The following is a 22,361-nucleotide window of genomic DNA, read 5'->3' as shown; positions in this document are numbered from 1 at the left end:
TCACGCTCCCGGCCTTCTGTTGGGCCAGTTATGTGTTTCGTCGGTGGCATCCCGGCACCATCGGTAAAACGCGTCGTAGAGTATCATGCCGGCTTCAAGCTGCTCCAGATCGTCGGAGTACATGCGCGACAGACCCAGTGATGCTGCCAGCAGCCCCGGTGCTTCCGGTGCAAGATCGGGACGGGCCGTATCGGCACCCCGCACAATGGCCGCCAGCCGCGACAGCGGCTCGGCGTCCAATCCGAATTCTTCGATCATGACATCGAAGGTGCACAGCGCGCCACGATGGCTCCAGAAGACATTCTCGATGTCGAAGGGTGCCGCGTTGAACCGGTCGGCAACCGCTTCCACTTCCGCAGGCGTGACAAAAAGGAAAACCGCATCCGGATCAACAAAACGCCGGATCAGCCAGGGGCAGGCAATCCTGTCCACCTTCGGCCGTGCCCGCGTCACCCATACCGTCCTTCCCTTCGGGTCGAGAGCAGGCAATTTTGCCACGGGAACGAGAGGAAGCCCGGCATTGCTCCAGGCTTCATGGCCGCCGACCAGATTTTCCGCAGCGACACCGTGATACCGCAAGCGGGCTGCGGTGCCCTCGCTCAGTTTCTTGCCCTGCTGGCAGATGATGATTGACCGTTTGCCCTCAAGCTCATTGGCCCAGGTGTCGACGTTCCTGTGGGATCGCCGGCGCGCGCCGGGGATCAATCGCGGGTCAAGGTCAAAGTCCTCATCGATCCGCACGTCAATGAGAACCGGGCTGCCGGGTGTTCCGATCAGCCGTGCCAATTTATCATGTGTAATAGTTGTGGTCGAAGACATGTCGCGTCCTTCCGTCAAATCGGGTTTCTTGGACGCGATACTTGGGCTGACGCCTCGTGGGGAGATCGCAATCCCCATGCATATTAAATTGGCACGAACCGGAATTATGTCAAGTATAACCGAACGGACATATGTTTCGGGGATAGGCACACCGTGGCAAGCTCAGAAATCACGCGGCCACACATCATGATAACGGTCTATAACAAAGGCATGTGCGTGTTTGAAACCCCTTCTGCCGGTTCCCTCCTCCCAGTGCGGATGATCATGCGCAAGACCAGCATGACTGTGCTCAACGACATCGGGATCGCCTGCGGGCCAAACCAGGGCGGCCAGCAGGAGAGAGAAGCCAGCGATGCCTGCCAGTACGACGAATGTGAATGAAAGCCCGAATTCCGCTCCAAGCCATCCTGCCAGGGGATAAGTGATCAACCAGCACGCGTGGGAAAGGGCAAACTGCGCTGCAAACAGTGCTGGCCTGTCCTCGGCATGTGCGGAGCGCCTGAGCAGGCGGCCCGATGGTGTCTGCGCAACCGAGTAGCCAAGACCGAGCAAAAACCACAACACCAATAGTGGCACAAATGACGGCATCACCACACCGGCAAGCAGCCCGGCGAACAAGACGACAACACCCGCCAGCATCGCCCTGCGATCCGGAACTGTCTCAAGCAGACGAGGCAGAAGAAGCGCGGCAAGCATGGAACCGCCGCCAAAGGCTGCAAGCGCCAGCGCAGTCGACCGCTGTGTCAGACCAAACTCGGATTGGATGATGACGACCGTGTTGACAATGACCATCGCCCCGGCAGCAGCAACACCCAGATTCATGGCAAGCAGTCCACGCAAGCGTGGTGTTGCCATGTAAATGCGCATCCCGCGTGTTGTACGGTCATAGATGCCACGCCGTTCAGATGGTTTCGGGCTGGGCAGCGTGACGGAGACAACAAGTGCAGCCGAAAACAGAAACCCGATAACCGTGCCGGCAAACAGGCTATGGAAACTGATGACCGTCAGAAGCGCCGCCGCCAGCAACGGACTGACAAGACTTTCCATGTCATAGGCGAGCCGCGACAGCGAGAGTGCCCGGGTGTAGTCCTTCTCTTCGGGCAGAACATCGGGGATCGTTGCCTGGAATGTCGGCGTGAAGGCGGCCGACGCCGACTGAAGCACGAAAATCAGCACATAGACCTGCCAAATCTCGCTGACAAACGGCAAGGCCATCGCAACGGCAGCGCGGACCAGATCAAGACTGACAAGCATGGCACGTCTTGGCAACCGCTCGGCAAACGCGGCAGCAATCGGCGCAACCCCCACATAGGCAATCATCTTGATGGCCAGGGCGGTACCAAGAACGGCGCCCGCGTCTTTTCCAGCAAGGTCATAAGCGAGTAGTCCGAGGGCAACCGTCGCCAGCCCCGTACCGATAAGGGCAATGACCTGTGCCGCGAACAAATGCCGGTATGTCCGGTTATAGAGAACGAAAAGCATCGTCGATCACGCCTTACAGATATTTGGTGATGGTCTTGAACTCATCAATCGAACCGCGCTGTTCAGCCGAAATCGAACTGACGGCATCTTCCAGACAATGATCGATGTGGTCCTGAATCAGTGTCTTTTTGGCCTGGCTGATGGCCTTTTCGACAGCATGCAACTGCTGGGCGATGTCGACACAGGCTCGGCCCGTCTCGATCATCTCGATGACTTTCTTCAAATGGCCATCCGCCCGCTTCAGGCGAAGAGCTATTTCTCTGTGGTGGGAATGCTTTTGATCGATGTTCATCCGCCATTCATATCCCCCCTGGGGGGATATGGTCAAGTGCGAGACTCAGGATATCCGACGACGCTGAGCTGAGAACGCACCAGCAAGTACAGTGCGGCGACATGTGTGATCATCAGCAGGGGGACATAGATGATCGGAATCCAGTACGCGCCGGCCAACTGCCCCGCGAGCGCGGGAAGACCGAGCTGGATGCCGTGATAATAGTCAATGAGGATGTCGGCCGCCCCCACCAAATTGAATGCAACGACAAACAGCTGGAAGAGCGGGCGCGTCCTGACGCTGAGAAGAGCCAGCATGGCCAACAAACCGGTGGCAAAGTCGCCATAGGCGGCAACTGTTGCGAAGTCGGAGGGCAGATTGGGGCCAACAACGCCCGGAATCATGAAGACGAGACCGAAGAAGCGAAAACTGTGCAGCGTGGCGATGGCGCGTTGCGCCTCGGCCTGGTCCGTGGACTTGAGCCTGGGCCAGACATAGGCGCCAAAGCAAAGCAGCCACGGGATGTAACCGAGAACCAGATGCACATTGAAGATGAATGCCGGGGACATTTGGGTTCCTATCGATTCTGCCGGATGTCAGGTGACATGGCGGCCAAGGCCGGCCGCTGCGTGATGCCCTGACCTGCATACCGATATAGGATCGCTTCCCGCGATCGACTATTCGCGATAATGTTGACGGGTTATGAAACGGAACTTCACAGTCAGGCAGGGCGCACTCGACGGCGTCGAGGCGTTCCTGAGCGTCGCGCAGCACCGCAATTTCCGCAAGGCGGCTGCGGATCTTGCGGTGACGCCGTCTGCGATCAGCCAGGCGGTGCGTACGCTTGAGTCGCGTCTTGGCGCGGCACTCTTCATCCGCACGACGCGCAGTGTCGGCTTGACCGAAGTCGGCGAACGGTTCCTCTCGCGCGCAAAACCCGCCTTCGAGGAGCTTGTCGCGGCAAGCGAGATTGCACGCGATCTGGGGCGGCGGCCGGCCGGACTGCTGCGGCTTGCGGCCCCCCGGGCCGTGGTGCCGATCCTGCTGGAGCCGCTGATCGCTTCCTTCTGCCAAGCCTATCCCGATGTCGAGGTGGAGATCGCCACGGGCGCGGAGCTGGTCGACATCGCTGCGGAGGGATTTGACGCCGGCATCCGGCTCGGCCAGTTCATCCAGGCCGATATGATCGCGGTGCAGCTGACGCCATCGCTCCCGCTGGCCGTGGTCGGCAGCCCCGACTATCTGTACCGGCGGGGACGGCCGGAGCGCATCGATGATCTGCGCCATCATGCCTGCATACGCATGCGCCGCTCGAACGGGTCGATCGCTCCCTGGTCCTTTGTCAGCGGCAACGAGCCGGTCGACGTCATGGTTTCCGGACCTTTTATCGCCAACGACATGCCGACGGTGCTCGGCGCGGCGGTGGAAGGATTGGGGCTCGCGCAGGTGCCCGGGCCCGTCGCCTCCAGCGCGGTGAAAGCGGGCAAACTCATCGGGGTGCTCGAGCGGTTCGCGCCGATGATGCCCGGTGTCTATCTCTACTATCCCAGCCGCCATCAAATGCTGCCGAAACTGCGCGCTTTCATCGATCACGTGAAGAGCCGCCCGGGTGCCGGCAACAAGCCGCAGTGATAGGGACGACAAGCCAACAAGCGAGATGACAATGCGCAGACATGGGGCCGGTTTCCCGAGGAAGCGGCAATCCCGGTGTCAGTTGAGCGTCACGATGCCAATCGACGCCAGAATATTCTCGTGCTGGTCGCGGCTCACCACCATTGCCTTATAGGAAAACATCGACGCGAGGTCGATCTCATCGAAAGTTGCGTTTGCAAGAACCGCATTGTCGAGCGTAGCCCCCGATAGATCGATATTGTTGATGCTGGAACCGATAAAACTTGTTCGGGTCAGGTTGCTTCCAGCGAGGGAGACATCGCGGAGATCGCAATGTTCAAACCTGCTCTCCTCGTAGTTTCCAGGCACAAAAACCGCATACTGCATTTTGCAATCGGAAAAGCGCACGCCCCCGGTCAGTATCCGTTTGCCGACCTCTCGATGGACCCCAATTTCCAATGACATGCCGCTGGCTGCGCATTCCATGCACTCGAGGAGATAAGCGTCGCATTTATCAAGCTTGTTCAGGCTTAAATTGCTGCGTGAAAACTTGGCCTCGGTCAGATTGCAAAACGACCATTGGGATCCCGTTTGGTCGACCTCATCGTAGAATGAACAGTTTTGAAATTCGGCCTCGCGAAATGAACAATGAACAAAACGGCAATTGATAAATTCGGACGAATGGATTTTACTCAGGTCAAAATTGCAATTCTTGAAGTGACAATTGCGGAATTGCGCTTCTACGATGTGATATTCACTCACGTCATCACCATTGAAGCTCAGATTTTCGATCAAGCCGGCTGATTGCAACGCGGTCTCTAAAGCTTCATTGGTCATTTTATTCGCGCCCTTGGCTCCGCGTTACGAAATCTGCTTCTCTTTTATGCGCATGGAAGGCTCAAACAAGACGGAAACTTAGTTCCACAGCGAAAGGATCACGCAATGGCAAAGAATACGATTTGTCTCTGGTTCGATAAGGATGCCGAGGAAGCCGCCCGCTTCTACGCCGGGGTGTTTCCCGACAGCGCGGTGCGTGCCGTGTTTCGTTCACCCAGCGACTACCCATCCGGCAAACAGGGCGACGTGTTGACGGTCGATTTCACGGTGGCCGGCATTCCTTGTCTCGGTCTCAACGGGGGCCCTGTGTTCAAGCACAACGAAGCCTTCTCGTTCCAGATCGCCACCGACGATCAGGAGGAAACCGACCGCTACTGGAATGCCATCGTTGGCAATGGCGGCGAGGAAAGCGCCTGCGGCTGGTGCAAAGACAAGTGGGGGATTTCCTGGCAGATTACGCCGCGCGTGCTGACCGACGCGCTGGTGGCTGGCGGCGGCGAAGCAAAGCGCGCGTTCGACGCAATGATGGGCATGAAGAAAATCGACGTCGCGGCGATCGAGGCAGCGCGGCGTGGTTGACGCTGCAACGCGACCGCCAAGGACGCCTATGTCCTGACTTTGGATGTCCCGGTGCCGAGCTCCGCATCCGCGCGCTTGCTGCGGATGCGCAAGACAACCAGCCTCGACCGGACATAGGGCGCGCACGCCGTTTTAAGAAAGGCAATCGCCAGACCGCAAAACGTCAAAATCAGATTAGCGTCCATCTGTGCCGTCCATTTGCAAACATCCTATGAAAATCGGGCGCTGCCCCGGGAAAAACGGCTCATGGCGCCCGCGGCGGCACACAATGCGGCGCCCACGGGTATTTCCGCTCGGAATCGAGAAACATCGCCTGTTGATCCGGCGTCAACACCTCGAGCAACGCCGTTCTGGCTTGCTTGAACGTTTGCGCTTTGGCACCACGCTCTATCGCAAGGTCCGCCATGCGATCCGCCGTCAATGGTGGCCTTTCATGCGGCTTGCCGGGTTCGTCTCTTGGTTTTTCCGGCGAGGATTCAGTGCCGCGACCAGACGGCGGCCGATCGACAAACGCCAGGAGCATCGACGTATAGCGTCTCCAGGCATCCAGTTGTGCACTCTGGATGCCGACGATGGTCTCCTGGGCCGACAGCCAGCTTGCCAGGGGAAAGGCGCCATCCTTCGGCGGCCCCACATGCCGCTCGCGATTGTGCTGAGGGGCAGCGGACTTGTCTGCCGGCTCCCCGCCGCAGGCGTTCTCGCCGTTGTAATCGTCATCGTCGCCGAGAATGGACCGGGCGAGCTGTGTGAAGGATATGCGGGCAACGGTTTTATCCGGGATCACATTATCCGGACGAGCCATCGGGCCCGCCCCGCTCGAGCCCGTTGAAAGGCCAAGTATCATCGCTGCGGCCAATCCCGCAGTCAGAACCGTATGTGTCATTCGTCACCTCGCATCAGGGGAAAGTCTTGCTGCTGGAACATGAAACGTGCGGGCGTCGGAAATCCGTCTCAATCATTTCGGAAACTTGCTCGCGGCCTTATTTTTGTAACCGAACGTAAACGGGCGCATACCCGGCAATGTTTCGTTACAAAATTGTTCTGCCGGGCCTTTGGAAAAGCCGTTAGGAACGGCGATGCGATTAGAAATGCGTTGAGCGATGCAAACTGCAGCCCATATCATGGTCGTCGATGACGATGCCGAAATCCGTTCGCTTCTCGGGCGCTATCTGAGGGAGCAGGGTTTCCGCGTCTCAGTGGCCGCCAACCGGCGCGAGTTCGATGCGCTCTTCGCCGAGCGCAACCCGGACCTGCTTGTGCTCGATGTCCTGCTGCCGGATGGGTCCGGTCTCGATATCTGCCGGGTCATGCGCAGCCAGAGGCAGCAGGTTCCGATCATCCTGCTGACCGCGCTCAAGGAAGACGTCGATCGGATCATCGGTCTCGAAATCGGTGCCGATGATTACATGAGCAAACCATTCAACCCGCGTGAGCTGACCGCCCGGATCAAGGCAGTGCTGCGCCGGTCAAACGGTGACAAGCCCGCCACGGAAGAAATCAGCACGTTCGAATTTGCCGGCTTTGTCGTCGAGCCGCGATTGCGCCGGGTGCTCGGTCCGTCGGATAGTGCGGTCGATCTGACCGGCGCGGAATTCGACCTCCTGAAGGTTTTCCTGGAAAGAGCGGGAAAACTGCTGTCCCGCGACCAGCTGCTTGATCTGACGCAGGGACGTGACCGCGATCCGCTCGACCGGTCCATCGATGTCCTGATGAGCCGCCTGCGCAAGAAACTTGGCGACTGCGAGCAGCGTCCCTTGTTCAAGACCGTGCGCAACGGCGGTTATCAACTGACTGTTCCCGTCAAACGCATTGCCGCCGAACCATGAACTCCCTGCGCAACCGGATCGCCCTTCTGCTGTTTCTGGCGATTGTCACCGTGGTGCTTCTGGCCACGCTGACAGCTGTGACCGTGCTGCGCGGGCCTCCGCCCGAAGCCGTGCTGTCGCCGGTCATCCAGAAGATCAGTCCCGTCATCCGCATGATCGAGGCAAATCCGGCCAGTGCTGCGTCGCAGGAATTTGCAATACAACCCATGCAGGCCCCCGGCTTTGACGACAGGCGGTTGTCCGGCATGTTCATGCGCGAGCTTGCCCAAGCCGGGCTTACCCGGACAGTCATCGTCACCCGCAATGCCGGGCAGCAGGGCCTTGCCGCTTCGGTCAGGCTGCGGACAGGCATGTGGCTGGTTGTCGATGTTCCGGATATGACACCGCGCATGTGGTGGATACTGACGGCATGGATAACCCTCATCACCCTGGGCAGCACCGCCGTATCCATCTTTGCCGCATCGAAAATCACCAAGCCGCTTCTGCTCCTGGACAATGCGGTGACGGCGGTCAGCGCTGACGGGACCCTGCCCCATGTTCCGGAGACCGGTTCGCAGGAAGTCCGCGCCACGGCACAGACGATCAACCGTTTGTCGGAGAGGCTGAAAACCGCCACGGAAAGCCGCATGAGGCTGATTGCGGCGGCCGGTCACGACATGCGCACCCCGATGACCCGCATGCGGCTGCGCGCCGAATTCCTGCCGGATGATCCCGATCGCCAGAAATGGCTGAATGACCTGGAGGAACTCAGCAATATCGCCGACAGCGCGATCAGTCTTGTTCGCGAGGAAACAGTCCGGGATACATTCGCAAGCACGCGGCTCGATCTGACCCTGCAGGAGATAGCCGACGAACTTTCCGCTCTGGACATGAAGGTGAATGTCCAGAACCTTGCGCCGCTGTCGATTGCGGCGAGCCCGCTGGCGCTGAAGCGGGCCTTGCGCAATCTCATCATCAACGGCGCAACCCATGGCAACGGTGCTGACATCGCCATGGAACAGCGGCAGCAAGCGGCTGTGATCACCATCAGCGACAATGGGCCCGGAATTCCGTCCGAACTCCTGGACAAGGTGTTTGAACCATTTTTCCGTGCGGACCGTTCACGGCGCAAGACCGTGCTTGGCGCCGGTCTCGGGCTGGCGATCGCCAAGGAGATCATCGAGCGTTTCGGCGGTACGGTCACCATTGCCAACCGCGAACCGTCGGGTCTTCTCCAGACCATCCTGTTCACCGTCGAAACGCGTCCGTAGGCTTAGGTTGGCCGGCGGCACGGGAAACACTGGTTAACGAAACCGCGATGGCCAGAAATCTTCTGAAACCGGCTGAACGCATTCTCAACATCGTATCCTGCAACTTTTGACCGGCAGGCCACCGTTGGACCGACAGGGTCCAGCCGTTGCCCGTACAGGTTAAACGGGCCGCTCGAATGCGGCGCAAAGCGATTTGCGGAACGCCATGACGCCAGATCATCCATGCCGGAACAGTGCGAGATTCATGCGCGGCGCCTGCCTCGTCTTCGCCCTTGCCGGACTGTTGCCAATGTCCGCTCAAGCGGGTGTCGACAACAAACCCCTGCTTGATCAGGTGCTCAGCGAGCGCAGGCAGGCATCGGGACCCAGACAGGCCCACGCGAGCCCGCAGGATCCGCTTACCGTCAAGTTGTTGTCGCCGTCGCAGGAGGAAACGTTCCAGAACTGGTCGCTGCTTTGCCAGGCAATGGATGCCGGGAATGATTGTTTCCTGTCGCAGACCCTTGTGGACAATCGGGTGCCTGACGGCAAAATACTGTTGCAGATCAACGGCATCGATGAAAACGGCGTGCGCGGACACGTGATGCTGCCATCCGGCTTCCTGCTGCAGGGAGGCATCACCATCCGCATTGGCGCAGCATCCCTGCGGTTTCCCCTGATGTCGTGCATACCGGAAGGGTGCGTTGCCGATATCCGTTTCAACCAGCAGCAATTGGCGCTGCTGCAAACCAGCGCACAGGTCGACATCGCGATCATACTCAGATCCGGCGAAGCCATGCATTTCCCGTTCGCACTGCAGGGGTTTCAATCGGCATTCCAGAAGATGAGCGCGGCCATCCGTCCATAGGATTTTCGCTGCACCGCGCCAACACTGTTTCCGGTTCAGCCTGACCACCAGCAATGTTCGATTACAAAACGGCCGCCCGCAGCAAAAGTTCGAGACAATACGGACTGATTTTGGACATCGCCCGCAGGGAATCTCAAGCCCAACGCGCGCATCCGGTTGCCGCAATTCTTGAGTGCCCTTCCCGGAATGACAAGACAGAGTTTGGATAGTTGATGGCGGCAAGTTCAAAATTCACTGGTGCAGCGTCGGCGCTCGCCATTTCAGCGGTTCTGATAAATTCGGCAGCGATCGTTGCGACGGTCGCGGGGACGACGGCGGCGCAGGCGGCAACCGTCAGCCGCATCGACGTGCGCGGGAATGCCCAGGTGGATGCTCAAACGGTCAAAGACAATCTCGGCATCACGCCGGGCAAGCCATTCTCCAGCACCGATATCGATGCGGCAACCAAACGGCTGTTCAATACCGGCCTGTTCAGCGATGTGCGCATCACCCAGTCCGGCGGTGCGCTGATTGTGACGGTGTCTGAACACCAGATTGTCAATCAGGTCATTTTTCAGGGCAACAAGAAAATCAAGGATACGCAGCTTGCCCAAGCGGTAAAGCTGAAGCCGCGCAGCCCGTTTGATCAGCAGACGCTCGATGCCGACACCGAGGCCGTCCGCGCCGCTTATCACACTATCGGCCGCAATAACGCGACGGTCAGTTCACGCCTCATGAATCTGGATGGCGGCCGCGTCAACGTTGTCTTCGACATCAACGAAGGCGACCGCACCAAGATCGCCAACATCGTGTTTGTCGGCAACCGCGCTTTCAACACGCGCCGGTTGCGCGATTTGATGACGACACGCCGATCCAATTTCCTGTCCTGGCTGACGCGCAATGACGTCTACAGCGAAGAGCGCATGCGGGCGGATGAAGAAATCCTGCAGCGGTTCTACTACGAGCACGGCTATGCGGATTTCCGCGTGATTTCATCGACGGCCAATCTCGATGCGGCAACCAATGAATATACGATCACCGTTACGGTCGACGAAGGCGAGAAGTACACGTTCGGCGGTGTCGAGATCCAGAGTTCGGTCGACGGTGTCGATACATCGAAACTTGGCGGTTTGGTACGCACAGCGGAGGGTGAGACCTACAACGCTAGGGAAGTCGAGGATTCCGTCAGCAAGTTGTCAGAGCAGGTCGCCGGCCAGGGATATGCCTTTGCCAAGATCGACCCTCGCGGTGATCGCAACTTCCAGAACCACACGATTTCGGTCGTCTACAACATCGACCAGGGTCCGCGCGCCTATCTCGAACGTATCGAAATCCGCGGTAACGCGAAAACCCGGGATTACGTCATCCGCCGTGAATTCGATGTGAGCGAAGGCGACGCGTTCAATCAGGTTCTGATCCAGCGCGCCAAGAAGCGCCTGGAGCGGCTCGACTTTTTCCAGAGCGTCAATATCTCGACGACACCCGGCTCACAGCCCGATCAGGTCGTGCTCATCGTCGATGTCGTCGAAAAATCATCCGGCGATTTTTCGATCGGCGGCGGCTACACCACCAGCGGGGATCAGTCCGGTCCCTCGGTTGAGGGCTCGATCACCGAGAAGAACTTTCTCGGGCGCGGTCAGTATCTGCGTCTGTCGGCTGGCACAACGCTCTTCAACAGCCAGAATTATCAGTCCTATGCCCTGTCCTTCACCGAGCCCTATTTCCTCGGCCAGCGCATTTCAGCCGGCTTTGATATCTACAAGCGGCAATCGGGTGTAACCGACAAATACCTGACGGACACAACGGGCGGATCGATCCGGTTCGGCCTGCCGATCAGCACGGATCTCACCGCCGGCGTGGCATACAACCTGTCGCAGCAGAAAATAACGATTGACGATGCGGCCCTGACCGCAAGCGGCGTTCCTGACCCGACACTGGTGTCGCAGGCCTATATCGATGCCGCCAGTCAGGGAACGTGGATCAAGTCGTCGGTCAGCTGGTCACTTGTCTACAACACCATCGATGACGGAAAAAACCCGCATGACGGCCTCTACGCGAAATTCGAACAGGAGGCGGCCGGGCTTGGCGGCGATGCCAGCTTTCTCAAAACCACCTTCAAAAGCAGCTTCTACAAGACGCTGTCGGCACAACAGGATATTGTCGGCCTGGTTCGCGTCGGCGGCGGTTACATCAAGGAGCTCGGCAACAACGGGCTGAGCGTCTTTGATACGTTCCAGAGCAGCAGCGACATGATCCGCGGCTTCAGCTATGCCGGAATCGGCCCCCGCGACTCCCGCGTTACCGATGCGGACGGCAGTTTCGTCGGCGGCACGACCTACGTCAATGCAACCGCCGAAACCCAATTCCCCGTGCCTTTGATACCCGAAAGCGTTGGAATCAGGGGCGCTGTCTTTTCCGATGTCGCCACCCTGTTCGGCAGCGACAATGCCTATGCCACCAACACGGACATGCAATGGCGTGCTTCCGTTGGCGCCGGTATCATGTGGGCATCGCCATTCGGGCCCCTCCGGTTTGACTACGCCATTCCGGTGCTGAAAGTCGATGGAGACCAGGTGCAGAACTTCAGCTTCAACATGTCGAGCAAGTTCTGACGGCTCGTTTGATATGCGCCGGTGTCTCGCTTGACAGTCTCCCGCCCCGCATGAAACAAATCCGCGTACCGATTGCTGAAAGCAATCACATTGTACTTTGCTGCCGTTTCAGAGAAACCCATGCGGACCGTATTTCTGTGCCTGATCCTATGCATATTCTCGTCCGCTGCTTTCGCACAACGAACGATATACCTTACCTTCGACGATGGCCCGCTTGAAGGAACGTCGAACATCCTGGACGTCATTCAAGCGCAAAACGTTCCGGCCACGATGTTCATGGTGGGCTTGCATGCCGACGCGAGCAGCGAGCGGGCAGCATTGGTGACAAAGGCCAAGTCGATACCCTTCATCACTGTGGGCAACCACAGCTACACCCATGCGAACAATCACTACCGCCTTTTCTATTCCTCCGTTGAGGAGTTGCTGGCCGATCTGGCGCGCGCCAACACGGCGCTGGGGCTGACCGGCAACCCAATCCATGCGCGCTTGCCGGGACGCAATGTCTTCCGCCTTCCCGACCTGTCATCGGACGATCTATCCATTGGCAAGCCGGAAGACCGGCGTGAAGAACCGGACTTCGAATTTGTCGCGGCGAGCGGTTATTTTCTCTACGGTTGGGACCACGAATGGGTGCATGAGAACAGCGGCAAACCCGTCCAGACCGTCGATCATTTGCTTGGTGAAATCGATCACCTCTTCGGCTTCGGCAAACTGGCCCAGCCCAACAAGCTGATACTTCTGATGCATGACGAGATGTTTCAGGACACGTTCAACGGTGCGGACAATCTGAAAGCGCTGATTACAGGACTGAAGGTCCGGGGTTATAGCTTTGGCCGGATCAAGGATTATGACGCCGGCTGAACCTGCCCTGGCGTGCGCCCCTGCTCATGGCTGTTGAACTCCAGTATGACGTTGCAGCCGGTTTTCTGCTCCCCAAGGCTCAAGTCGATGCCATGCAGGCGCGCGATCGCCGCCACGAGGCTCAAGCCAAGCCCGTTGCCCGGTTCATGGCGGCTTCTTTCACCCCGGTGAAACCGCTGCAGCACCAGTTCCTTTTCCTGTGGGGGAATGCCGGGGCCGGTGTCTTCCACTGAAAGCCGTGGCCGCTTCAGATGTCCGTCGAGGGTGACTTTGACGGCACCGCCACGCGGCGTGAATTTGATGGCGTTGTCGACAAGATTGCCCACGGCTTCAAACAGCAGGCTTGGATCGCCGAGAATGCTGAGGGGAACCGTACCGAAATCAACGGACAGTTCGACCCCGCGCTCCTCGGCAAGCGGCTCGTACAGATCCACCGCATCCGATACGACGGTTTTCATATCCACCGGCACAAACCCTGCCCGGCGCGCACCGTCTTCAATCTCCGAAATACGCAGGAGCGCGCTGAACGTCTTCAACATTGATTGCGTTTCCACAATCGCGCCATCGACATATTCGGCATATTCATCCGCCGTAACCGCCCTGCGGCGGGCGCGCTCAAGTCCCGCCAGCATGCGCGTCAGCGGGGTCCGCATATCGTGCGCGATATTGTCACAAACCCCTTTCACTTCGTGCATCAGCCGCTCGATCTCATCGAGCATCGAATTGACGACCTTCACCAGCCGGCGGACATCGCCGCTGCCGCCCAGGGCGGGCAGCCGCTGTGTCAGATCTCCGCTCATGATGGTGCGGGTCGCATCTGAAATCGTGTGGATCTGCCTGACGGAACCGGCACCGATAAACGCCGCGCCAAGCAAGCCCAGGGCTGCCGTTACGGCAGCGCCCAGGATCATGGCGTTGGTGAGGACATCATTGAATTCGCGCAGCTCCCCGACATCCTGCGCAATGAGAAGCGTGTTGCCGGATGGCAATGACCTCATAACCCCCCGGAAATGCGCACGTTTGCCAGCCCTCAATGTCGCGAAATTGTGGGGATCTGGTTTGGTCTTGTCCGCTGCAGGCAAAGTCATCGGGCTGCCTGCAAGAAGCACACCGTGCGGGTCGAACAAGGAAATCGGGCGTTCCTTGACAGCGTTGACAGATTCCCTCGTCGCCAATCGCGACGTGATGGCCTGATCGTCGAGCGGGGAAAAGGTAGTGACCTCCCGCAGCAGCCACTCATCCGTGCGGTCTGTCAGAAAGTCGCGGGTTTCCCATGAAAGAAAGGCAAACAGCGCCCCCGACGCGACAGCGAAGAGAACCAGAAAAGCGATAGCCAGCCGGAAACTTGTTGTGTGTACGAGTTCAATCAGGCGCATCAAGCACATATCCCGAGCCGCGGACTGTTCTGATCACCGCCACTGCTCCGGTGGCTTCGATCTTCTTGCGAAGCTTGCTGACATGGACGTCGATGACATTCGTCGGCTCGTCATAACGATAGTGCCAGACTTCTTCAAACAGCATTGTACGGGTCACGATCTGGCCCGCATGGCGCATCATGTATTCCAGCAACCGGTACTCTCTTGGCAGAAGATCAATGAGTTTTCCGGCCCGCTTCACGGTGTGGGTCAGGAGATCGGCTTCCAGATCACCGGCGCGAAGCGACGTTTCCGGCATGGCGACCGACCGCCGCCGTGCCAGCACGTCGATGCGTGCCGTCAACTCCAGGAACTCGAACGGCTTGGTCAGGTAGTCATCGCCCCCTGCCTTCAATCCCCTGACCCGCTCGTCCACGGCGGAAAGCGCACTCAGGATCAGCACCGGCGTGTGGATGCCGGCAGCTCTCAGGGTCGACAGGACGCCCAGCCCATCCAGTTCTCCCGGCAGCATGCGGTCAAGAACGATGGCATCATATTTGCCTGTCACGGCTTCGAGCAGCCCCGCTCGGCCATCGGCGGCTATTTTGACAGCACAGCCATTGTCGATCAGCGCCGCTTCGATTTCGGACGCTGTCCGGACATCATCCTCGATTACAAGAATTGTCGACACGTCACCTCCATGAAAACGCCCAATTGAGATTGAATCTGAGAGGCGGGCCTTTGCTATACACCATAATTGGTGCGACCCTGATGCGACTTCGCCAAAACATTAAATGCATTTTATAAATGGAAACGTCATCCATGCGAATACTGATCGTCGAAGATGACAAAAAGACGGCGCGCTTCCTGACGCGCGGCCTGAACGAAAGCGGCCACGTGGCCGATCATGCAGCGGGCGGCGAACTCGGGCTGACCCTTGCAATGGAGGGCATTTATGACGTTGCCATCATCGACCGCATCCTTCCGGGCCTGGACGGCCTGGCCGTCGTTGCGGAACTGCGCCGGCTGAAGATCAACCTGCCGGTGCTGATGCTCAGCGGCATCGCCACCGCCAAGGACAGAATTGAGGGATTGCGCAGCGGTTGCGATGACTATCTCGGCAAGCCCTATGCATTTTCGGAAATTCTTGCCCGCGTCCAGGCATTGCAGCGACGAAACGACCGGACCGCTGGGGCCGATATACTGAGCGTCGGAGATTTGACGCTGGACGTGAAGAAGCGGCAGGCCGCGCGCGCCGGTTCCCCCATTGACCTGCAGAACCGCGAATTTCTTCTTCTGCGCACGCTCATGCAGCATGCCAATGCGGTCGTCACCCGGTCCATGCTGCTCGAGGCGGCGTGGGATTATGATTTCGAGCCGAAGGGCAACATCGTCGACATGCATATTCACCGGTTGCGGAAGAAGCTGAACTCCGGTTTCGAAGAGTCCATTCTGCATACCATCGCCGGTGCCGGTTATCTCATCGGGCGGATGCCGGAAGACCAGGCGCTCGGCGGCGATTGACCTCGCACGGTACCCGGTGCGCACTTTCTAAAATACATTTCATGTTCGCGCGAAGTCGAGAGCATGACCAGGCATCCATTATCGGGGCAGCAGCAAAATTGATTGCCGCATTTTCTTGCCTCGGTGGTGCCAAAGATGGAATTAGACGCTGTTGTTTCTGTACAGAACCCTTGCCGGTTCTGGCCTATCGGGCACGCTGGCCGAAAACGACCCCATGGGCCGTCATCTGTTCCTCACGCGGCACGCTCGCTATCGGTTGATTGCGCCGTTGCCTATCTTGGTGCGTGCCCATGCTGAACCGCGGCCCCAATGAATTCCGTCAGGACGATGGTCATCTGAACGAGCCCGCCGAGCCGAAGCCGGGTGGCCGCAGCCGCCGGTTTTTTGTGATCGGCGGCCTTGTCATGCTGGCCGCAGCCGGTTTCGCCGGACAGCACTATTGGCCGTCCCTGAACGGTCACCCGGTAAAATCAGCTTCCGCGCCGACTGCTATCCCCGTCACCACTGGGAAAACCGACATTCGCGATCTATCGATTGAGCGTTCCGCCCTTGGCACCGTGACAGCGCTGTCCACCGTGACGGTGCGAACCAAGGTCGACGGCCAGCTGCTCAATCTGGCCGTTCAGGAAGGTCAGGATGTCAAAGCCGGCGACGTGCTGGCCCGGATTGATCCGCGCCCTTATGAAGCCGAACTCGCCCGTGCCCAATCCACGCTGGCCAAGGACAGTGCCCAGCTGATCGTTGCAAAGGCCGATTATGACCGCGCGTCCAAGCTATCGAGTTCGGGCTATGGTGCAGTCCAGATCGCCGATACCGCCAAAGGTCAGGTGGCTATTCTGGAAGCAACGATTGCCGGCGATCAGGCCGCCATCGATGCCGCCAAACTCAATCTGGAATTTGCGACGATCACTGCACCGGTGAGCGGCCGCACCGGCCTGAAGCTGGTCGACGAAGGCTCGATGCTTCATGTATCGGACGCCGCGGGTCTCGTGACCATCACCAAGATGAAACCGATTGCAGTCCAGTTCTCACTGCAGCAGGACGACCTTCCCGACCTCCTGGCCAGCCAGAACAGCGGCGAGCTGACGGTCGCCGTCGACAGCCGTGACGGACGGCAGCATCTTGCTGACGGCAAGATCACCGCCATTGACAGCCAGGTGGACCAGAATACCGGCATGATCAAGCTGAAGGCCACCTTTCCCAACGAAAACCTGAGCCTGTGGCCCGGCGAGCTGGTGACGGCGCGGGTGGTGACACGAACGGACCGCAACGTTGTCGCCGCTCCCGCCTCGGCGATCCAGAACGGGCAGAGCGGACCGTACGTCTTCGTTGTGAAGCCCGACAACAAGGTGGCGACCGTTTCCGTCGAAGCGGGTGTGACTGCGGGCGGATTTACCGCCTTGAAGTCCGGTCTCGGGCCGGAACAGGACATCGTCGTCAGCGGACAATCCCGCCTGAGCGACGGCGCTTCGATTTCGGCAAAGAACGCCAAGCCGAATGTTGCAAGCGCAGCGGAGACAAAGCCATGAGCATCTCCGAGGTATTCATCCGCCGCCGCGTGGGAACATGTCTGCTTGCACTGGGAATGATGCTTCTTGGCGCGGTCGCCTACTTCATGCTTCCCGTCGCCTCGCTGCCCCAGGTGGACTTTCCAACCATTCAGGTGGAAGCCACCCTTCCCGGCGCCAGTGCCAACACCATGGCCACGTCGGTCGCCACGCCACTGGAAAACCAGCTCTCCAATGTTTCCGGGGTCAATCAGATGACCTCGACCAGTTCTTCCGGCCGAACCAACATCACGATTGAATTCGATCTGTCGCGGGACATCAACGCCGCAGCGCAGGATATCCAGGCGGCCATCGGCGCGGCGGCTGGCAGCCTGCCCAAGAGCCTGCCAAGCCCCCCCACCTATCACAAATCCAATCCCGCCGAAGCCACGGTGCTCACGCTGGCCTTGACCTCCGACCGCCTTCCGCTCACCGAACTCGACCACTACGCTGAAGACATCGTTGCCCAGCAGGTATCGCAGATGAACGGCGTGGGGCTCGTGGATTTTCACGGACCGCAGCGTCCCTCTGTGCGCATTCAGATCGACCCGGACAGACTGGCCGCACGTGGGCTCACTCTGGAGGATGTCCGCAGCATCGTTGGCAGCCAGACAGTGAATACACCCAAAGGCTCGATCAGCGGCGACGGCCGCACCACGGTTCTCGATGCCACGGACCAGATCGTCGATGTTCCGACCTACCGCAACACCATCATCGCCTACCGCAACGGCGCTCCGATCTACCTCAAGGATGTGGGCAAGGTGATCGCGGGGCCTGAAGACAACAAGCAGGCCGCATGGCTGCAGACGAAACGCTCGGTCATGATCGACGTTCACAAAATGGCCGGATCGAACATTCTCGAAACCATCAGCAACATAAAGGCCAGGTTGCCCGCACTGGAAGCCGGGCTGCCAGCTGGCGTCAAACTGTCAGTCGTCGGCGACCGCACGCAGATCATCGACGCATCGGTGTTCGACGTGCAGATCACGATGCTGATCACCGTCGCGCTCGTCGTCATGGTCATCTTTTCGTTTCTGCGAAACTTTTGGGCAACGCTCATTCCGAGCATAACGATCCCGCTGTCGCTGCTCGGCACGTTTTGCGTCATGTACCTTCTCGGCTACAGTCTGGATAATCTGTCGCTGATGGGACTGACAATTGCCGTCGGCTTTGTCGTGGACGATGCCATCGTCGTCATCGAAAACATTGTGCGCCACCTCGAAAACGGAAAATCCAAGCTGCAGGCTGCCATCGAAGGCGCGCGTGAAGTCAATTTCACGATCATCTCGATGACCATATCGCTTGTCGCCGTTTTCATCCCCATCCTGCTGATGGGTGGTATTGTCGGGCGCCTGTTCCGCGAATTTGCCGTTACCGTCAGCGTCGCGATCCTGATGTCCGGCCTGATATCCCTGACCGTCACGCCGATGTTGTGCGCCTGGCTGATCCGCGACGAGAAACACACATCGCACGGGCGCATCTTCAACTGGTCCGAACGACTGTTCAATTCGATCACGCGCGCCTATGGCCGTGGACTGGATTTCGTTCTCCGGCATCACAACATCACGCTCGTCGTCACCTGCATCACCCTCGTATTGACGGTGTGGCTCTACGTTATCGTCCCCAAGGGATTCCTGCCCGAACAGGATACGGGTTTCATTCAGGCGCAGGCACAGGCCGCAACAGATATTTCCTTCGATGCGATGTCTGTTAAAATGCAGGATCTTGGCGACATCATCATGCGTGATCCGGCGGTCGACAATGTGGCTTACTGGATCAACCCCAGCCCTTCCACCGCCGTGGGACAGGTCCAGATCAATCTGAAGCCGTTCGGCCAGCGCAGCACCGCCCAGGCGGTCATGGCGCGCCTCAAGAAAGCCGTCGCGGGCATGGAGGGGCTGACCCTCGGCATGCGGATACGTCAGGATATTCAGGTCGGCGGCCGCTCATCGGCATCGCAATACCAGTATACGCTTCAGGCTCAGGACACGGACGAACTGACCAAATGGGCCGCCGTCATGTCCAAGGCCCTCAGTTCATTGCCCGAGGTCCAGGACGTGATCTCCGACAAGCAGAACGAAGCCACGAGCGCAACACTGAACATCGACCGTGCCACCGCATCGCGTCTCGGCGTGAGTGTTCAGGCCATCGATGACACGCTCTACGATGCCTTCGGACAACGTCAGGTCGCAACCCAGTTCACGCAGGTCAGCCAGAACCACATCGTGCTCGAGGTCGACCCGCGCTACAGCCTGTCCACCGATGCACTCAATCATCTGTTCGTGCGCTCGTCGACGCTGAACCAGCTCGTTCCGCTGAGCCTGCTGGCATCGGTGAAAACAACCGTGTCGCCGGTGACGATCAATCATCAGGGGTCGATGCCCGCAACAACACTCTCCTTCAATCTGAAGCCCAACATAGCCCTCGGCGACGCGGTGACGGCCATCCACACCGCGGAGTTGAAGGCGGGGCTCCCGATCACCGTCACCGGCACGTTCCAGGGTACGGCACAGGCCTTCCAGAGTTCCCTGAGCACCCAGCCATGGCTCATCCTGGCGGCGGTCATAGCGGTCTACATCGTGCTCGGCGTTCTCTATGAAAGTGCCATTCACCCGCTGACGATCATATCCACCCTGCCCTCGGCCGGTCTCGGCGCCTTGCTGGCCCTGCTGCTGTTCGGCCAGGACCTGTCCATCGTCGGGATGATCGGCATCATTCTCCTGATCGGGATCGTGAAGAAGAATGCGATCATGATGATCGACTTTGCCCTGGAAGCCGAGCGCCATCAGGGTCTGGCCCCGGCCGAGGCGATCCATCAGGCCTGCCTGCTGCGCTTCCGGCCGATCATGATGACGACCATGGCCGCTCTCCTCGGCGCATTGCCCCTGGCGCTCGGCACCGGCCCCGGCGCGGAACTGCGCACGCCGCTTGGCATTGCCATCGTCGGCGGACTTGTGGTCTCGCAGATCCTCACGCTCTTTACGACGCCTGTCATATATCTGGCGCTCGGCGGTTCGGGCAAAAAGGATTATGCGCTGGACGATACAACGCCTGATATGATTCCTGGTAAAGGACCAGTTCTAACCCATTGATACAGAATATATTTTCAGGCGGCGCTCCCGGGATGACCGGAGAGCACGCCTGATTGTTTTTGTTCTCCGCGTGGCGGCGGCCGCGCGCCCTGTGTGCACAGGAATGCCATACTTGTCCTGTAAGGGTGCGCAGGTTACGGTTATTAACCGGCTTGCAAACCCAACGGCCCGTGATGGCCAGGAGATACCCATTGATGACTGTGCGAAACGCTGTTTTCTCGTGTCTTTTTCTTGCGGCGCTGACTGGCCAGTCCGTCGCCGAGACACAGGATATCGCCGGAACCTATGTCAATGATACCGGCCGCACGAAGGTTCGGCTCAGCGACTGCGGCGCCGGGATTTGCGGCACGGTCGTCTGGATGAGCGCGCCCGTCAACGACGTGAAAAATCCCGATGCGTCCAAGCGCAACCGGCCTGTTGTCGGCATTCAGGCCGTAACGTTGAAGCCAAACGGCGAAGGAACCTATTCCGGAACCCTCTACAACACCGAAAATGGCCAGACCTATACGGGCAAGGCAAAGGTTTCGGACCAGGGCATAGAACTGTCCGGCTGCGTCCTTGGCGGATTGATCTGCAAGGTCTCGGTCTGGCGCCGCGCCGATTGAGCCGCCGCCAACCTCTATCCGCTGGCCAGCGCTTGCATGCCGCCGACAGCACACCTATGTGCAACGTGAGGCATTAACCGGCATTCCTGGAGGGCTTTCATGAGTCGTCGTGCTGCAGCTGTCGTCCTTGCAATCCTTGGCATTGCCGGTTCAAGCTCGATTGCATGGGCTGCCCCATCGGTCAATGCGGGCAGGAATGCGCCGAGCACCACAACCCCATTTACGGCAACGACCGTCGCGCATTTTGATACGCCGTGGGCCATAGCCTTCCTCCCCGATAGCCGCATGCTTGTTACGGAAAAGCCCGGCCGGCTTTTTCTGGTTAGCCGCGAGGGAAGCAAGACAGAGATTAGCGGCGTTCCCAAAGTGGCCTATAGCGGCCAGAACGGCCTGCTCGACGTGGCGGTCGCGCCGGATTTTGCAAAGAAACCCGTCATTTACCTGACCTATGTGGAACCGGGCGCCGGCGGCAGCAGTCTCGCCCTCGCCCGCGCCGAACTCTCGCTGGCCGGAAAGACCGCCGCATTGAAGGGGCTCGACGTCATCTGGCGGCAGATGCCGAAGGGCAGCGGTGGCCAGCCGGGCGGAATCATCGCGTTCTCCCCTGACGGTCGGCACCTGTTCCTCACATCGGGGGATCGCATGCGGCCAGACACCGCCCAAGACCCCGATCAGGCGCTGGGAAAAGTGCTGCGGCTCAATCTCGACGGATCGACCCCTCCCGACAATCCCTGGGCCAAGCAAGGCGGTATCAGAGCACAGATCTGGACCCTGGGGCATCGCAACCCCTACGGCCTTGCCTTTGATGCCAAGGGCAGGCTCTGGCTGGATGAAATGGGTCCGAAGGGCGGCGATGAACTCAACCTCCTGAAGCCGGGACGGAATTATGGCTGGCCGATTGTCTCCAATGGCGACAATTACAATGGAACGCCCATCCCGCGCCATGATACCCGCCCGGAATTCGAAGCTCCTCTTGTCTACTGGACGCCGGTCATCGCTCCCGCCGGTCTTGCATTTTACCAGGGCGACCTCTTCCCGCAATGGAAAGGCTCGGCCTTTATCGGCGGATTGGTCGAGAAGGGCTTCGTGCGGATCAGCTTCGACGCCAATGGCGGCGCCAGGGAAGCGGACCGATGGGTGCTTGGCCATCGCATCCGCGATGTCGCCGTGGCACCGGACGGCGCGCTCTGGCTGATCGAAGACGAAAGCAACGGCCGCCTGCTGCGGCTGACGCCGAAATAGGAGAATGGCATCTTCAGCGCCA

The 22,361-nt window shown here is 59.2% G+C and carries 21 protein-coding genes; 12 read left to right on the top strand and 9 right to left on the bottom strand.

Translation table 11 applies throughout. The features are described 5' to 3' along the window. From ACZ25R_RS10745 to ACZ25R_RS10730, 4 genes are all read right to left on the bottom strand, one after another. Complete coding sequence (locus ACZ25R_RS10745) at positions 1-819, bottom strand: chromate resistance protein ChrB domain-containing protein (RefSeq protein ID WP_472460975.1); 819 nt, start codon at positions 817-819, stop codon at positions 1-3. Between the two features lie 162 nt (positions 820-981). Beyond that, a complete protein-coding gene (locus ACZ25R_RS10740; RefSeq protein ID WP_472460974.1) occupies positions 982-2,301 on the bottom strand; it encodes an MFS transporter in 1,320 nt (439 codons plus the stop codon). Between the two features lie 13 nt (positions 2,302-2,314). Next, positions 2,315-2,593, bottom strand: a complete 279-nt coding sequence (locus ACZ25R_RS10735) for a metal-sensing transcriptional repressor (RefSeq protein ID WP_463012302.1) — start codon at positions 2,591-2,593, stop codon at positions 2,315-2,317. Between the two features lie 32 nt (positions 2,594-2,625). Next, positions 2,626-3,141, bottom strand: coding sequence for a hypothetical protein (locus ACZ25R_RS10730; protein WP_472460973.1), 516 nt, complete (start codon positions 3,139-3,141; stop codon positions 2,626-2,628). A 133-nt stretch (positions 3,142-3,274) separates the two neighbouring features. Here ACZ25R_RS10730 and ACZ25R_RS10725 point away from each other — a divergent pair, with 133 nt between their 5' ends. Further along, a complete protein-coding gene (locus tag ACZ25R_RS10725) occupies positions 3,275-4,204 on the top strand; it encodes a LysR family transcriptional regulator (protein WP_472460972.1) in 930 nt (309 codons plus the stop codon). A 78-nt stretch (positions 4,205-4,282) separates the two neighbouring features. On the opposite strand, the gene ACZ25R_RS10720 is transcribed toward ACZ25R_RS10725, so the two are convergent. Further along, positions 4,283-5,020 carry a pentapeptide repeat-containing protein gene (locus tag ACZ25R_RS10720; protein ID WP_472460971.1) on the bottom strand — a complete coding sequence of 246 codons (738 nt, stop codon included), beginning with the start codon at positions 5,018-5,020 and terminating at the stop codon, positions 4,283-4,285. Positions 5,021-5,125: 105 nt separating this feature from the next. Here ACZ25R_RS10720 and ACZ25R_RS10715 point away from each other — a divergent pair, with 105 nt between their 5' ends. Next, positions 5,126-5,599 carry a VOC family protein gene (locus tag ACZ25R_RS10715; RefSeq protein WP_472460970.1) on the top strand — a complete coding sequence of 158 codons (474 nt, stop codon included), beginning with the start codon at positions 5,126-5,128 and terminating at the stop codon, positions 5,597-5,599. Between the two features lie 26 nt (positions 5,600-5,625). Here the strand turns inward: ACZ25R_RS10715 and ACZ25R_RS10710 are convergent, their stop codons facing one another. Continuing rightward, a complete protein-coding gene (locus tag ACZ25R_RS10710; protein ID WP_472460969.1) occupies positions 5,626-5,784 on the bottom strand; it encodes a hypothetical protein in 159 nt (52 codons plus the stop codon). Positions 5,785-5,843: 59 nt separating this feature from the next. Then, on the bottom strand, positions 5,844-6,482 hold the full coding sequence (locus tag ACZ25R_RS10705; RefSeq protein WP_472460968.1) for a hypothetical protein: 639 nt from the start codon (positions 6,480-6,482) through the stop codon (positions 5,844-5,846). Positions 6,483-6,699: 217 nt separating this feature from the next. Between ACZ25R_RS10705 and ACZ25R_RS10700 the strand changes: the two genes are divergently transcribed. The 5 genes from ACZ25R_RS10700 (at position 6,700) to ACZ25R_RS10680 (ending at position 12,974) form a co-directional block, all read left to right on the top strand. Next, positions 6,700-7,425, top strand: coding sequence for a response regulator (locus ACZ25R_RS10700; protein ID WP_472460967.1), 726 nt, complete (start codon positions 6,700-6,702; stop codon positions 7,423-7,425). After that, positions 7,422-8,675, top strand: coding sequence for an ATP-binding protein (locus ACZ25R_RS10695; protein WP_472460966.1), 1,254 nt, complete (start codon positions 7,422-7,424; stop codon positions 8,673-8,675). The genes ACZ25R_RS10700 and ACZ25R_RS10695 overlap by 4 nt, the downstream gene beginning before the upstream one ends. A gap of 289 nt (positions 8,676-8,964) precedes the next feature. Further along, positions 8,965-9,522 (top strand): invasion associated locus B family protein, encoded by a 558-nt coding sequence (locus ACZ25R_RS10690; RefSeq protein ID WP_472460965.1) that lies wholly within the window; start codon positions 8,965-8,967, stop codon positions 9,520-9,522. 212 nt (positions 9,523-9,734) lie between these two features. Then, positions 9,735-12,113 (top strand): outer membrane protein assembly factor BamA, encoded by a 2,379-nt coding sequence (gene bamA, locus ACZ25R_RS10685; RefSeq protein ID WP_472460964.1) that lies wholly within the window; start codon positions 9,735-9,737, stop codon positions 12,111-12,113. A gap of 120 nt (positions 12,114-12,233) precedes the next feature. Beyond that, entirely contained in the window at positions 12,234-12,974 is a 741-nt protein-coding gene (locus ACZ25R_RS10680; protein WP_464660838.1) for a polysaccharide deacetylase family protein, read from the top strand. On the opposite strand, the gene ACZ25R_RS10675 is transcribed toward ACZ25R_RS10680, so the two are convergent. Together ACZ25R_RS10675 and ACZ25R_RS10670 are read right to left on the bottom strand one after the other, a co-directional pair. Further along, positions 12,959-14,350, bottom strand: a complete 1,392-nt coding sequence (locus ACZ25R_RS10675; RefSeq protein WP_472460963.1) for a sensor histidine kinase — start codon at positions 14,348-14,350, stop codon at positions 12,959-12,961. The two genes, ACZ25R_RS10680 and ACZ25R_RS10675, sit on opposite strands and share 16 nt — an antisense overlap. Next, complete coding sequence (locus tag ACZ25R_RS10670) at positions 14,337-15,020, bottom strand: response regulator transcription factor (protein WP_464660842.1); 684 nt, start codon at positions 15,018-15,020, stop codon at positions 14,337-14,339. The genes ACZ25R_RS10675 and ACZ25R_RS10670 overlap by 14 nt, the downstream gene beginning before the upstream one ends. 131 nt (positions 15,021-15,151) lie before the next feature. Here ACZ25R_RS10670 and ACZ25R_RS10665 point away from each other — a divergent pair, with 131 nt between their 5' ends. The 5 genes from ACZ25R_RS10665 to ACZ25R_RS10645 all read left to right on the top strand — a co-directional run bounded on the left by ACZ25R_RS10665 (position 15,152) and on the right by ACZ25R_RS10645 (position 22,339). Then, the gene (locus ACZ25R_RS10665; RefSeq protein WP_464660843.1) at positions 15,152-15,853 is read left to right on the top strand and encodes a response regulator transcription factor; all 702 of its coding nucleotides are present in this window, start codon (positions 15,152-15,154) and stop codon (positions 15,851-15,853) included. A gap of 290 nt (positions 15,854-16,143) precedes the next feature. Continuing rightward, the gene (locus tag ACZ25R_RS10660; RefSeq protein ID WP_472460962.1) at positions 16,144-17,382 is read left to right on the top strand and encodes an efflux RND transporter periplasmic adaptor subunit; all 1,239 of its coding nucleotides are present in this window, start codon (positions 16,144-16,146) and stop codon (positions 17,380-17,382) included. After that, on the top strand, positions 17,379-20,492 hold the full coding sequence (locus ACZ25R_RS10655; protein ID WP_472460961.1) for an efflux RND transporter permease subunit: 3,114 nt from the start codon (positions 17,379-17,381) through the stop codon (positions 20,490-20,492). Before ACZ25R_RS10660 ends, ACZ25R_RS10655 begins: the two co-directional genes overlap by 4 nt. A 194-nt stretch (positions 20,493-20,686) precedes the next feature. Beyond that, entirely contained in the window at positions 20,687-21,097 is a 411-nt protein-coding gene (locus ACZ25R_RS10650) for a DUF2147 domain-containing protein (RefSeq protein WP_472460960.1), read from the top strand. A gap of 99 nt (positions 21,098-21,196) precedes the next feature. Next, positions 21,197-22,339, top strand: coding sequence for a PQQ-dependent sugar dehydrogenase (locus ACZ25R_RS10645; RefSeq protein ID WP_472460959.1), 1,143 nt, complete (start codon positions 21,197-21,199; stop codon positions 22,337-22,339). Positions 22,340-22,361 lie beyond the last annotated feature (22 nt).

It is taken from the genome of Phyllobacterium sp. RCAM01083, assembly GCF_055685835.1.
Note: the sequence above shows the minus strand (reverse complement) of the source record. Positions and strands in the feature narration are given on the sequence as shown.

What these genes read in the sequence shown, in the direction of transcription:
- ACZ25R_RS10745 (WP_472460975.1), bottom strand. Translation starts at nt 819, where the DNA reads ATGTCTTCGACCACAACTATTACACATGATAAATTGGCACGGCTGATC.
- ACZ25R_RS10740 (WP_472460974.1), bottom strand. Translation starts at nt 2,301, where the DNA reads ATGCTTTTCGTTCTCTATAACCGGACATACCGGCATTTGTTCGCGGCA.
- ACZ25R_RS10735 (WP_463012302.1), bottom strand. Translation starts at nt 2,593, where the DNA reads ATGAACATCGATCAAAAGCATTCCCACCACAGAGAAATAGCTCTTCGC.
- ACZ25R_RS10730 (WP_472460973.1), bottom strand. Translation starts at nt 3,141, where the DNA reads ATGTCCCCGGCATTCATCTTCAATGTGCATCTGGTTCTCGGTTACATC.
- ACZ25R_RS10725 (WP_472460972.1), top strand. Translation starts at nt 3,275, where the DNA reads ATGAAACGGAACTTCACAGTCAGGCAGGGCGCACTCGACGGCGTCGAG.
- ACZ25R_RS10720 (WP_472460971.1), bottom strand. Translation starts at nt 5,020, where the DNA reads ATGACCAATGAAGCTTTAGAGACCGCGTTGCAATCAGCCGGCTTGATC.
- ACZ25R_RS10715 (WP_472460970.1), top strand. Translation starts at nt 5,126, where the DNA reads ATGGCAAAGAATACGATTTGTCTCTGGTTCGATAAGGATGCCGAGGAA.
- ACZ25R_RS10710 (WP_472460969.1), bottom strand. Translation starts at nt 5,784, where the DNA reads ATGGACGCTAATCTGATTTTGACGTTTTGCGGTCTGGCGATTGCCTTT.
- ACZ25R_RS10705 (WP_472460968.1), bottom strand. Translation starts at nt 6,482, where the DNA reads ATGACACATACGGTTCTGACTGCGGGATTGGCCGCAGCGATGATACTT.
- ACZ25R_RS10700 (WP_472460967.1), top strand. Translation starts at nt 6,700, where the DNA reads ATGCAAACTGCAGCCCATATCATGGTCGTCGATGACGATGCCGAAATC.
- ACZ25R_RS10695 (WP_472460966.1), top strand. Translation starts at nt 7,422, where the DNA reads ATGAACTCCCTGCGCAACCGGATCGCCCTTCTGCTGTTTCTGGCGATT.
- ACZ25R_RS10690 (WP_472460965.1), top strand. Translation starts at nt 8,965, where the DNA reads ATGTCCGCTCAAGCGGGTGTCGACAACAAACCCCTGCTTGATCAGGTG.
- bamA (WP_472460964.1), top strand. Translation starts at nt 9,735, where the DNA reads ATGGCGGCAAGTTCAAAATTCACTGGTGCAGCGTCGGCGCTCGCCATT.
- ACZ25R_RS10680 (WP_464660838.1), top strand. Translation starts at nt 12,234, where the DNA reads ATGCGGACCGTATTTCTGTGCCTGATCCTATGCATATTCTCGTCCGCT.
- ACZ25R_RS10675 (WP_472460963.1), bottom strand. Translation starts at nt 14,350, where the DNA reads ATGCGCCTGATTGAACTCGTACACACAACAAGTTTCCGGCTGGCTATC.
- ACZ25R_RS10665 (WP_464660843.1), top strand. Translation starts at nt 15,152, where the DNA reads ATGCGAATACTGATCGTCGAAGATGACAAAAAGACGGCGCGCTTCCTG.
- ACZ25R_RS10660 (WP_472460962.1), top strand. Translation starts at nt 16,144, where the DNA reads ATGCTGAACCGCGGCCCCAATGAATTCCGTCAGGACGATGGTCATCTG.
- ACZ25R_RS10655 (WP_472460961.1), top strand. Translation starts at nt 17,379, where the DNA reads ATGAGCATCTCCGAGGTATTCATCCGCCGCCGCGTGGGAACATGTCTG.
- ACZ25R_RS10650 (WP_472460960.1), top strand. Translation starts at nt 20,687, where the DNA reads ATGACTGTGCGAAACGCTGTTTTCTCGTGTCTTTTTCTTGCGGCGCTG.
- ACZ25R_RS10645 (WP_472460959.1), top strand. Translation starts at nt 21,197, where the DNA reads ATGAGTCGTCGTGCTGCAGCTGTCGTCCTTGCAATCCTTGGCATTGCC.